The organism is Staphylococcus sp. GDY8P85P, assembly GCF_017892405.1.
Lineage (GTDB): Bacteria > Bacillota > Bacilli > Staphylococcales > Staphylococcaceae > Staphylococcus > Staphylococcus borealis.
Genome location: NZ_JAESLA010000006.1, coordinates 1 through 10,947 on the forward strand (window position 1 = coordinate 1; position 10,947 = coordinate 10,947).

At 32.9% G+C, this 10,947-nt stretch carries 15 protein-coding genes; 5 read left to right on the forward strand and 10 right to left on the reverse strand.

Annotated features, from left to right (window positions below; translation table 11 throughout):
* Together KA828_RS01485 and KA828_RS01490 are read left to right on the forward strand one after the other, a co-directional pair.
* Window positions 1–115 (forward strand): helix-turn-helix domain-containing protein (locus KA828_RS01485; RefSeq protein WP_210125274.1); only part of this gene is annotated, 115 nt, incomplete at its 5' end.
* Window positions 116–231: 116 nt separating this feature from the next.
* Window positions 232–477 (forward strand): hypothetical protein, encoded by a 246-nt coding sequence (locus KA828_RS01490; protein WP_049382633.1) that lies wholly within the window; start codon window positions 232–234, stop codon window positions 475–477.
* 74 nt (window positions 478–551) lie between these two features.
* On the opposite strand, the gene KA828_RS01495 is transcribed toward KA828_RS01490, so the two are convergent.
* The 9 genes from KA828_RS01495 to KA828_RS01535 form a co-directional block, all read right to left on the reverse strand.
* A complete protein-coding gene (locus tag KA828_RS01495; RefSeq protein WP_210125266.1) occupies window positions 552–3,845 on the reverse strand; it encodes a DNA-directed DNA polymerase in 3,294 nt (1,097 codons plus the stop codon).
* 301 nt (window positions 3,846–4,146) lie between these two features.
* Window positions 4,147–4,806, reverse strand: a complete 660-nt coding sequence (locus KA828_RS01500; RefSeq protein ID WP_245336017.1) for a DUF334 domain-containing protein — start codon at window positions 4,804–4,806, stop codon at window positions 4,147–4,149.
* A complete protein-coding gene (locus tag KA828_RS01505) occupies window positions 4,718–5,887 on the reverse strand; it encodes a relaxase/mobilization nuclease domain-containing protein (protein ID WP_210125268.1) in 1,170 nt (389 codons plus the stop codon). Before KA828_RS01505 ends, KA828_RS01500 begins: the two co-directional genes overlap by 89 nt.
* Window positions 5,872–6,288: a plasmid mobilization relaxosome protein MobC gene (locus KA828_RS01510; protein WP_210125269.1), complete on the reverse strand. Its 417-nt coding sequence runs from the start codon at window positions 6,286–6,288 to the stop codon at window positions 5,872–5,874. The genes KA828_RS01505 and KA828_RS01510 overlap by 16 nt, the downstream gene beginning before the upstream one ends.
* Before the next feature lie 387 nt (window positions 6,289–6,675).
* On the reverse strand, window positions 6,676–7,017 hold the full coding sequence (locus KA828_RS01515; protein WP_210125270.1) for a hypothetical protein: 342 nt from the start codon (window positions 7,015–7,017) through the stop codon (window positions 6,676–6,678).
* Window positions 7,017–7,439, reverse strand: a complete 423-nt coding sequence (locus tag KA828_RS01520; RefSeq protein ID WP_210125271.1) for a hypothetical protein — start codon at window positions 7,437–7,439, stop codon at window positions 7,017–7,019. The genes KA828_RS01515 and KA828_RS01520 overlap by 1 nt, the downstream gene beginning before the upstream one ends.
* A gap of 1 nt (window position 7,440) precedes the next feature.
* Entirely contained in the window at window positions 7,441–8,067 is a 627-nt protein-coding gene (locus tag KA828_RS01525; protein WP_210125272.1) for a recombinase family protein, read from the reverse strand.
* A gap of 362 nt (window positions 8,068–8,429) precedes the next feature.
* Entirely contained in the window at window positions 8,430–8,597 is a 168-nt protein-coding gene (locus tag KA828_RS01530; protein WP_002449919.1) for a hypothetical protein, read from the reverse strand.
* Between the two features lie 29 nt (window positions 8,598–8,626).
* Window positions 8,627–8,857, reverse strand: coding sequence for an SHOCT domain-containing protein (locus tag KA828_RS01535; RefSeq protein ID WP_165621040.1), 231 nt, complete (start codon window positions 8,855–8,857; stop codon window positions 8,627–8,629).
* 260 nt (window positions 8,858–9,117) lie between these two features.
* Here KA828_RS01535 and KA828_RS01540 point away from each other — a divergent pair, with 260 nt between their 5' ends.
* From KA828_RS01540 to KA828_RS01550, 3 genes are all read left to right on the forward strand, one after another.
* Complete coding sequence (locus KA828_RS01540; protein WP_053040565.1) at window positions 9,118–9,735, forward strand: CadD family cadmium resistance transporter; 618 nt, start codon at window positions 9,118–9,120, stop codon at window positions 9,733–9,735.
* A gap of 18 nt (window positions 9,736–9,753) precedes the next feature.
* Complete coding sequence (locus tag KA828_RS01545; RefSeq protein ID WP_210125273.1) at window positions 9,754–10,101, forward strand: ArsR/SmtB family transcription factor; 348 nt, start codon at window positions 9,754–9,756, stop codon at window positions 10,099–10,101.
* Window positions 10,102–10,270: 169 nt separating this feature from the next.
* Entirely contained in the window at window positions 10,271–10,372 is a 102-nt protein-coding gene (locus KA828_RS01550) for a type I toxin-antitoxin system Fst family toxin (RefSeq protein WP_000228874.1), read from the forward strand.
* 139 nt (window positions 10,373–10,511) lie between these two features.
* Here the strand turns inward: KA828_RS01550 and KA828_RS13370 are convergent, their stop codons facing one another.
* A complete protein-coding gene (locus KA828_RS13370) occupies window positions 10,512–10,868 on the reverse strand; it encodes a HEPN domain-containing protein (protein ID WP_438302298.1) in 357 nt (118 codons plus the stop codon).
* Between the last annotated feature and the right edge of the window lie 79 nt (window positions 10,869–10,947).

Below are 10,947 nucleotides of genomic sequence, written 5' to 3' on the forward strand. Positions count from 1 at the left end.
ACTTTTATATAAAAATGATGTACTTGATTTTTATAAAAAGGGAAAGATGGCATATTATTTTATTAAAGACGATGAAATAAGAGAGTTTTTCTCTAAAAATCAGAAGGGTTTTTGAAACGAGTAAAAACGAGTTTCTTCTTGAACTTTGGTTTAAAGAAAATATTATTAAACACCGACGTGTCGGTGTTTTAGTGTTCATGTGAATATTAAAAAATAATGGAGTGATAACACATGAACACATTCGTTTTCGGCGTGATTTTAAAGAGATTAGAAGAAAAAGGTCTTAATGTACACGAAGTATTCAATATGAGCGATAAACAGGCTAAAAAAGACTTATTTGATGATTTATACCACTATGTCCGCTATACAAAGCCATGCGGTGCAGAATTAACGATGGTGGCATTAAATGCTGATGAATTGATCCACTACTTTGTATGCTGTTATATGGAGCGTTATGCTTACAGATTGAACGCTTAACCGTTACGACATTTTTCAAATGTCGTTGAACTCAAAAAAGAGGTGACTATTTGCAGTCACCTCTTTTTTTACGTTTAATCTTCAAACTCTAAAGGTTGTGCATGTATTCTTATATAATAATCCTCAAGATCATACAGAACTTTCATAGCACTTAAATAATCATACCCTTTAATACCACGTTTTTGTATAGACTTCCATTGCTGTAAGCAATCAATACCATATACCTCTTTAATTAAATCAACATAATCTTTACGACCAAATTTAAAATGGAAAAAGAAATTATCATTATCGTATCGACCTTCAAAACATAATAGATAAGTTAAAAACTGTCGTATGCGATATTGGTCGTATTTACGCTTATAATCAGCAAGTTCGGGTTTTGTTAGTTGATGTTCACGTAATACTTTAAAGGCGGGTAAACCGTATTCTAAAGCGTATTGATAACCTTGATAATCTTCATCAGTTTTAATGTTATGATTAAGCGTGATAAATCCTTTATGAATATCGGCGTTATATTCGTATTCTTCCATATCAACAAACGGTCTTGATGGAAAATAACCATAATCAGACTTAAAAGCACCATCTTTAATATGTGAATACTCACGAGGTAACAACATACGCTTTTTATCAAAATCAAAGCTAATAGACTTTTGACTATCTTCATAGCTATCAAAAATACGTGTAATCGTTTTGAGATTGCCCTCTTTTACATCACGCAGTGATAACATATCAGATTGTGAATCACGCACACGCCCACGACGTTTAAGGATTTTATCAAGAAGAACAACACGCTTAGTATAATCATCAGCATAATAATAATCTTTATCACCTTTATATCCGCCTTTAGCAAACACACCATCGTATTGTTCAACGTTGTTAGTAAACGGATTGGTATAAGATTTATTTTTATCTAAACTGATATTACATCGTGTCAACCCATTAAAAAACCACTCATCTTGTATATGTTTCACTTCTAATATTGAACCTTTGCCTGTTTGATGATTAAGTTCTTCGCCCCAGCAAGACTTAATCACTTTTTTAAATACCGATGAGATTGAGCCTAAATATTCATCAATTTCAAGCATTTGTTCCCAGGGATAATCAGAGATAAAACCATCTGTGGTGACACTATGCACCGTATAACCACGCTCACTAATGTAATTCATAATGATACCTAACACGCATCTAACAAGAGCGGTAGTCGTTGACGCAATCACACCATCAGTGATTTTGCTAAATGGAATGATTTCAGTCTCATCAGTAACGATATTACGACCTGTATTACCATGTATGCCTTGTCCTGTCTTACCATAAGTGGAATTAACAAGGATTTTCATAAGTTGTGCTTGAACGGATTTTTTACCATACTTTTTAGCGTAATCAGCACGTATTTTAATCATGTTACGCACACCAAAACCGACGTGGTGCATCACAAAGTCATTATCAATATCTAATGGATTTAATGGCGTTTCTAATTCCATTTCTGACGCACGTTTCAAATTAAACAGCATAAATCCTTGTTTAGCAACAGTAACTTTAGCACCAACTTGGATTGCTGCAAATACATCGGGTGCTGACACCAATCCCTCACCACGTTGTAAAAATACAGGCGTACCTTTTAATAAAGGGTGAGAAGATTTTAAAGGGATTGTTGGATATTTAACAGAACTTGGGAACTCAAATTTTACATATCCAAAACCAGCTTGTCCGATATGTAACCAATCATCATGCGACAATTCGTAACCTTCTTTAAACGCAATCGGATCTTTTTCAAAATCAATCATTCTCATCACTTGCATCTGGCAAGGATAGGCAGAGCGTAAATCATAGTCGTACGTACGACCTGTGATTAATCCATGACTAAAACTTTCATTACGACCGCCCATGTAGGCTTTATCGGGCATTTCACCAAAACGACTACGAGAGTTATATAATCCATGATAATTTGGAACGCCATCCTCAACTTCAAATCCAGTCACATCATGAGACCAACTCACGCCATCACGCACATGTTCATTAAGAGCATCTGTAATATTTTCGACTAAATGCGTTGATGCAATCGAACTTACAGTCACACCATCACCAATGATTGATTTAACATTTTGATACCATTCATAACTAATACGAGCATCACGCACCGCATAATCATGGTAAAAGTGCGGGTGATTATTAAGTAATTGATCCATATTTTCTTTATAGAAATTGACGGGCTTATTATCTTGTTTATCTAGGGCTAATGTATCAAGTTTTTCAATGCCGATGGCTTCACCAAGTTTAGATAATGCTGATGCAGGCGGTGATAACTTCATTGTGTCACGTAAATTTAAATTAATCATACAACGCTTACGCCAAGGCTGATACCAATAATTATACACACGAGGGCTTGTCGTTGCTAAACAATGTTTGTTACTCATTAAAACATTCGAAACGTGAACAGGATTATCTTCTATCTTTTTTAAGCGTTTTTTTAATTTTTCAATATCATCATCACCTAATGAACGACCTTTTTTATCAGTTTTAGATTGGATTTGACTTTTTAAAGAACGCATTTGCTTTTGTTGAGACTCACTATACCCCATAAAATCTAAGATATTTTGCCAATCATAGCACATCGAAATATCAACGCCCATGAAGTGTGCAATCAACGTGATATTACAACTTTCATAAAAAGGATTAACGTGTTTAGTTTTACCTTCATGAACAATATTAAATCCACGACCAGCAAAAACTTTGTCAACAATGTAATGGATCATCTCACCGAAACCATTACCAGCGGGATATTTATTAATATCGGGATAGAACACAATATCAAAATCATCACCATCAAGGTGCGTTGAAAATTGATAGCTAAGCGGTACACGTTCACCTGTTTGAGCGTCATCGTACCATTCCGTATCAAATCCTAAATCAAGTGTTGCACGATTGGTATATCGCAAAATGTAATCACGAATATCAACATCGGGGTGCGGTTTGCGTCTTAAATAATGGCGGTTCCCTAATTTATTTTTTGCATATTTATAAAGATGCCTAAAGTGTGCCCATCGTTTAGGTTTTATTTTCATTTCCTCACCAACAAAACATGGGTAGATGGTGTCCTCATTGTCGATATAATAATCGAGCATGTCACCACCCTTAAAAATTTGTTTAGGATTTAAGAAATCAAAAGTTAAAACATGGCGGGGGGCAAAAGGGGGGGCATCTTGGCTATACCCATAAGGTGAAAAGTGCCCCCCATGGTTGAGCCCCGCGGTTGCGCCATTTTTACCCAATCTCATGTTAAGTTGAGAATTTTTCAACTTAACATGAGAACTCGATTTTTCAATAATTATTGTTCCTAATTTATTTACAATTTTTGTTTTTTGTCGCATAAAAAATAGCACGCCTTTCAGAAAATTTTGAAAGATGTGCTACCAACATTTAACCTTTGTGCCAACAATTTTTTAACATTTATAAGCGGAAAAATATTTAAAAATATTTGTTAAACTGTCTAATTGTGATACAATCTACTTATAAATTAATATATTAATGAACGTTACAGGGGTGGTGCCCTGTTTTATCTGTTGTTCATTTAGGTTTATTTTTTGGCGGTGTTTTTGTTGGTAGCAAAAACATCTTTCTTTTTATTTTAGCACTTCGCTTTTATTTATTAAAGCGGGTGCTATTTTTATTTTAATCGACAAAGAATACTTTCATTATCCAGCCTAATAATGCTATTATTCCCGCCCATATGATAACAGGTACAAAATACATCAAGAACCACAACGCTGTCATAAATCCTTCTGCTTTTTTCATTTTCATGCTAATAACTTCATATAATCGACTTACACCTAAAAAATCAAACAGTCCATTAGACATCGCTGTAAATAATAATACTATTATTGCAATCACAAAAAATGCGACAATGCCCGTCACCGCTATTGTTTTATAGCGTGTCATTTGTTTTTCTAGATTATTCATTGATTGTTCAATGTCTTTTGATTTTGTTTTTATTAATTCTGTTTCTCTTTCAAATGTGTTCGCAACATTAGGTGTGACTTTTTGTACGATTTTATCTGCTATTTGTTTGCTAAAATCTTTGTTTTCTAATTTGACGTGATGCTGTATCGATATTTTTGTATTATCAATCCATTTTTTTTGTTGTTTCACTATTTCTTCTTGTTGTTGAGATAATACTTTTACATTTTTATTTAATGTTTTCATGTTACTTTTATCTTCATCTGATAGATTGTAACTCTCTTTTTTAATCTCCGAGTTCAAATCCTTTAGCGTTTCTTGTGTTTGTGCGAACATTTGGTTTTGCTGTCTTATTAACGCTGTTAGATCGTTCATTTGTTCTTTCTGTACGTTGTTCTTCTGCGTGTCGTTGTAATTGTTGCTGTTGCTCTCTGAGTTGTTCAATTTCTCTCTGTTTTGCGATATTTTCGAGTTCTTGAATTTGTCTATCTTGCTCATAATCGTCACCTTCTTTTTGATAATTTTTAATGCTTATACGTTCTTTTAATATATCCTCTGTATAATCAGTTCCTACTTTCTTTTCCCGCATAACACGTTTCATTGCGGGTTGGTTTTGGTCTATATAATCCAAGTTATATGCCCCCGTTTTTCTTCGTCTTTCTTCCGCTGTTTGATACGTCACATCATAATTTTGTTTTAGATAATATTTAAAATCATCTAAATCTTTGACGTTCTCATCTTCAATCGTGAAATCCACCGCTAGTTGTACATATTCTTGTTTAGGTAATGTTTTTTCATTTAATGCTTGTTCTATTGCCATAAATTCTAATTCTTCACCTGTTGCTTTAATGCCATCGGCTTTTAATTGTTCCATTGTTTCCTCAATTACTCTGTTTGTTTGAAAACGTACACCTCTACCAACTTTCTTTTCTGCTGTATAACCTTTTTGGCGTTTTTCTTCTGCTTGCGGTGTATAACCAAGTTCTATCATTGCTTTATCTGTGTATTCTGATGCATGATAAAAACTTCGCTCTTTTCCATTCATTACTCTACCGTCTAAGTCCGTCATGTTGGTTACTTTGTGCACATGGACTTTTTTCCCCTCGCCATCTAATTGTGCATACATTACCGTTTGAAAGTTCGGGTGTGACATCTCACTTGATAATCTCGCTACTTCTAATGCTCTTGTTGGTGCGGTTGGATCTTTATAATTAAATTGTTCATCATCAAAACTCATGATGGTGTGCAGTGCTTGTACTTCATTTTTATCTTTACCATGTAACCGCTGTACTTCCCTCATTTGAAAGTATGCGTCATTTGGTGTTGCATATATCCCGTCACTTTCCATCACTCGCTCACCATTTGTCATTTCATTTTCATGGTGCACTTCTTCATCTCTTACATAAGATATTAAACCTCTTAAATGTTTTGTTGAATGTACTATTGTTGTCGCCATATCTTACTAACCACCTCCTCATTGTTTGTTATTAATTCTTTTAATAACATCTCAATTTGTTTTAGTTCTTTCTCATAATTCCCCGCCATTCTGTGCGTGTTTCTTGCTATTTGGTTTAGGTTATTTCCTATTTGGTTGATGGCTCTTTTTTCTTCTTCTAATTGTTTCATCATCTTAACTTGGGCTTGCCTAAAATTTTTAAATTCTTCTGCATTACTAATGTGTCCGCTTGATAATATGGATTGTTCACTAAATAATGTGTTTCGGACAATCTGACTTATACTTAATCCTGTAATATCACGTAAAGTTTTAAGTTTATTGTCCTCAACTTCATTTAATTTGAACGTGTGATTGCGTGTGCGTAGCATCTTATCACGTTCTTCATTTTTCGTTTCACTCATTATTCATCACCGCCTGTTCAAATTAAATTAGTATTGAAAGTTTTAGCTTTCGCTAATACTTTCAATAATGTGTAACACGTCGCAATAATATGCGACATTGTGCTACACATCAAACCCCCACATTGACGATGGCGGCATTTTCCAATACCGCTATCTTACAATGTGACAGCGAGCAGTAACTACGGACTACATTCTACGAATTTTGTCCTTGTTCGCTCGCAAGGAAGATGCTCCGCTCTTCCTTTGATCCATCTAGGTAACACTAAGATTTTTCAAATCTAAGTGTTGTGAACAATCCCCCTTGTAGATGAACGGTGGATTGTTATAAAAACCCAACCAAAATTATCATGTAGTTAAACATAATTTTGGTTATCAGAACGTTCAGATTTAATAATGTTGTGTGTCATTATCTGAACTTGAACCTGCGGTTTCATCTGATGTAACAGATGATTGCATCTCATCTGTTTTATAAGAGCCCGTCATTAAATATTGATAAATGCTCTTTATTTTTCTTTGGTCTATATTATCTTTTAAAGCAAGATTAGTAATTAATTTATTCACATCATTTTTGTATTCTTCTAATTGTTCATCATATTTCTTTTGATGATTGCGTAATGTTTTTTGTTCTTGCTCTATCTTTTGTTTTTTATTATCAATCTGTTTTCTTAATGTTGCAGTTTTTGATGTGAAGTTTTTACGCATGTTTGTTATTTCTTCTTGTAAACTCATTACTTATCACCTTCTTCATTGTATTTTTGTTTTAGCTCGTATTCTAATTCAAAAATTTCTTTCAATACCTCACTAAGATATTCACCATTTGCTGTACTCTCTATAGTTGGTTGTTTAAACTCTATTTGTGATTTATAAGGATTGTATTTTTCACCAGTCATAAGACTACGGTTTGCTAACACCATTTTTTCATATTCTTCACTCAAGCTCATTTCAAGACTACGAATATAAGTTTTTTCATATAATGTTAATTTATTAAATACTTCTTTATTAAAGTATTTTGTTTCATAATTAAAAACTTCTTTCGCAAATTCATTTGCCTTTGGTAATCCCGCATAACCTTTTTCTTTATATAAACGATCAAGTTCTACCTCGTTTAAACCATAAACACTTTCATAATTTGGCATTCTTTCATCTATCATTTTATAGCACCTCATTTGATTTAATTTCGTTCTTAATACGTTGTACTGTTTTAATACCTAATCCATACTTTTTAGCGGTGCCTCTAATTGTACCGCCATTCTTCAACTCGTCTACGACTTGACCATAGATGATACGTCCTTGCGGGTTATCGCTATCCGCTGAATATTTAACTTGCTTGCCTTTATATTTACCATCTTTTTTAGCACGTTCTATGCCGACACGTTGTCGTTCCAGCATATATAGTCGTTCTGTTTCTGCTTGGAATGTTAAGACTGATAACATTACTTTCATCACTAATTCACCAATACCGTAATTATCGTTTGTGGGTATGTTTGGTAAATCTTTTGAATGTAATCTTATACCCTCATCTAACAATTCTCTTACCATCTGTTCAACGACATTTGCCTTACGTCCTAAACGATCTAATTTAAAGACGTATAAATCATCGCCCGCACGTATCTTTGCCTTTAATAGTTGTTTAAAGCCCTCACGCTCATATGGTGACGTTGTACCGCTAACTTCATCTACAAATATATTTTTGCTCTCAACTCCTTGAGATTTTAACCACTGAATTTGGTTTTCAAGATGTTGTTCTTGCGTTGACACTCTCGCATATCCAAATTTCATTGTTTTGTTCCACCTTTAGCATCTAATTATTTATTTCAAACTGATTAATATTTTTGGCTTAGTATTAAGTGTAACACCCTTAACACAACATTAGTATAGCATGGCATCAGACTTAATGCAACAATTAAATGTAATCTTTTGACCTTACCCTTATTACTACATGAGGTGTTCTGAAATGAACATGCCCGAAATGAATATGGAGCAAATGCAACAAATGATGATGGAACAAAAAATTAAACAAAAACTAGGCTACTTATCCCCTGTAAAATACAGAGAATTAGCAGCCTAGAACATAGTGTTTTTATTAAGTTCCCATTTTAAGGGTTCAGTGCCTTGTAGTTATTGTGTTTTTTTATACTTTACTACTTATTTTCGTTGTTATCATCAAAGGACTGCATGAAGTTCGTGCATTCATTCATCATATTATCCATTCTCTGGTCATAATCAGAACCTTGGGTAAAACCAGTTTGTCCAATGACTATTAAACCAGCTAGTACAAACGACAGCACTAAAGGTAACTTCTTTTTCATCGCTTATTTCCCCTTTCATTCAAAGTATCCTAATCCTTTTTTAACACTTTCTTTAATTTTTCATATTCATCTTCATTAATTTCACCTTGGGCAAGTCTTTCCTTTAAAATTTGTAAAGAATCATCTGATCTTACACCTTTTGGTTTTTCTGAAGCTTTTGCAATTAATATATATACACCATAAAATAACAAGCCAAGAATGATAATCCAAAAAATCATGCCAATGAACCCCATTCCGCCCATCATATTTCCTATACCCATAAAATTTGTCAGTCCTTTCCTTCTTTCTTTTTTTACAATTATACCATAGGGGGTATTAGTATCCCAAAAAAGTGTTTTTAATATTAGTAGCAGAAGGCAATTCATTGTAATGATATATTAAGTCGACCATTCGACAAGTTTTGGGATTGTTAAGGGTTCCGAGGCTCAACGTCAATAAAGCAATTGGAATAAAGCACCTATGATTATTTAAAAAAATAAGTTATAATACATTCAAAAATATTTTTGAATGAGGTGTAATTATGATTCAGACTATTGTAACTGCTGCTATTCTTTATATTGTGACAGCATTAGACTTATTAGTGATTTTATTAATGTTCTTTGCTAGAGCAAAGACTAGGAAAGAATATCGAGATATTTATATTGGTCAATATGTAGGATCTGTGACATTGATTGTCATAAGTTTATTCTTTGCCTTTGTCTTAAATTATGTTCCTGAAAAATGGATATTAGGATTATTAGGGTTAATACCGATTTATTTAGGAATTAAAGTGGCTATTTATGGTGATAGTGACGGAGAAGAGAGAGCTAAAAAAGAATTGAATGAAAAAGGATTGTCTAAATTAGTTGGTACAATTGCAATTGTTACGATAGCAAGTTGTGGCGCTGATAATATTGGTGTATTTGTTCCCTATTTTGTGACATTAAGTGTTACTAATTTATTAATTACTTTGTTTGTCTTTTTAATTTTAATTTTCGTCTTGGTATTTACTGCACAAAAATTAGCTAATATTCCAGGAGTTGGAGAAATTGTTGAGAAATTTGGTCGTTGGATTATGGCTGTTATTTATATAGCTTTAGGTTTATTTATCATTATAGAAAATGACACTATTCAAACAATTTTAGGATTTATATTTTAATTTAGGGTGTGATTTTATATGAGCTATGAAAATGCTTGTGATGTGATCTGTGTACATGAGGATAAAGTTAACAATGCTTTAAGTTTTTTAGAAGATGATAAATCTAAGAAATTACTTAACATTTTAGAAAAGATTTGTGATGAGAAGAAATTGAAAATTATATTATCTTTGATTAAAGAAGATGAGTTGTGTGTTTGTGATATTTCTTTGATATTGAAAATGAGTGTTGCTTCAACTTCACATCATTTAAGACTTTTATATAAAAATGATGTGCTTGATTTTTATAAAAAGGGAAAGATGGCATATTATTTTATTAAAGACGATGAAATAAGAGAGTTTTTCTCTAAAAGTCAGGAGGGTTTTTGAAACGAGTGAAACGAGTTTCTTCTTGTCTTGATACTATAAAATAAGCAAAGATATAACATAAAATGACTTATCGGAAGTTATATGTAACTCATCTAGTACAGATGATATAATATACAGGTCGCCTATCTCTCAGGCGTCAATTTAGACGCAGAGAGGAGGTGCATATCAGATGGTCGAAGCTCTTGTTCACATCACGACCACAGTCATCAGTGGTTGTATTGTTGCGTTATTTACGCATTGGCTACGTACACGTAACAATAAGAAAAAATAGGCGATATTAGCCAACACCTAAAAACCCCCTCACTACTCGCAATAGTGAGGGGGTTGGTGCATATAATGCACGAAGCTCTTGTTATCTAAATTATAACACTGGTTAGTAGAGGAATGCAAAATAGTTTATTGATTACTAACTAGTGAGTGATCTTTAATAAAGATACTATTTCACTAGAGGGAATGCCTATCTTAAACATTATAAAAGATTTATGAAGTTGAAGAACAAAATTGGAGATATTAAATATATTATCTTTTTGATATGTAGGTTTTTCTGATGGTGGAAAATAATGAGAATAATAATGTCTATAATCCTTCAAATAATCATGTAACTTTTCGTCATAATTAACAATGCTTTTTAAATAATTTTGTAACTCGTTATCTAATGAGTGAAATAAATCTTTATATCTATCTATTAAAATGATTTGCTGATTTGATACGAGCCTTCTATGCAAACCTTCATTTATTTTTAATAAGTCAACTAGATAATGTTCAATATTTCCGCATAATAACTTCCTTTGTTATAAACATTATATTCTATATTTATCTATGGTATGATTATCCATATTTAACATA

Bases quoted from the DNA above. Each gene is read 5' to 3' on its own strand.
- KA828_RS01535 (WP_165621040.1), bottom strand. From the start codon at position 8,857: ATGGGTATAGGAAATATGATGGGCGGAATGGGGTTCATTGGCATGATT.
- KA828_RS01530 (WP_002449919.1), bottom strand. From the start codon at position 8,597: ATGAAAAAGAAGTTACCTTTAGTGCTGTCGTTTGTACTAGCTGGTTTA.
- KA828_RS01520 (WP_210125271.1), bottom strand. From the start codon at position 7,439: ATGATAGATGAAAGAATGCCAAATTATGAAAGTGTTTATGGTTTAAAC.
- KA828_RS01495 (WP_210125266.1), bottom strand. From the start codon at position 3,845: ATGCGACAAAAAACAAAAATTGTAAATAAATTAGGAACAATAATTATT.
- KA828_RS01505 (WP_210125268.1), bottom strand. From the start codon at position 5,887: ATGGCGACAACAATAGTACATTCAACAAAACATTTAAGAGGTTTAATA.
- KA828_RS01515 (WP_210125270.1), bottom strand. From the start codon at position 7,017: ATGAGTTTACAAGAAGAAATAACAAACATGCGTAAAAACTTCACATCA.
- KA828_RS01490 (WP_049382633.1), top strand. From the start codon at position 232: ATGAACACATTCGTTTTCGGCGTGATTTTAAAGAGATTAGAAGAAAAA.
- KA828_RS01550 (WP_000228874.1), top strand. From the start codon at position 10,271: ATGGTCGAAGCTCTTGTTCACATCACGACCACAGTCATCAGTGGTTGT.
- KA828_RS01540 (WP_053040565.1), top strand. From the start codon at position 9,118: ATGATTCAGACTATTGTAACTGCTGCTATTCTTTATATTGTGACAGCA.
- KA828_RS01545 (WP_210125273.1), top strand. From the start codon at position 9,754: ATGAGCTATGAAAATGCTTGTGATGTGATCTGTGTACATGAGGATAAA.
- KA828_RS01525 (WP_210125272.1), bottom strand. From the start codon at position 8,067: ATGAAATTTGGATATGCGAGAGTGTCAACGCAAGAACAACATCTTGAA.
- KA828_RS01500 (WP_245336017.1), bottom strand. From the start codon at position 4,806: ATGAACGATCTAACAGCGTTAATAAGACAGCAAAACCAAATGTTCGCA.
- KA828_RS01510 (WP_210125269.1), bottom strand. From the start codon at position 6,288: ATGAGTGAAACGAAAAATGAAGAACGTGATAAGATGCTACGCACACGC.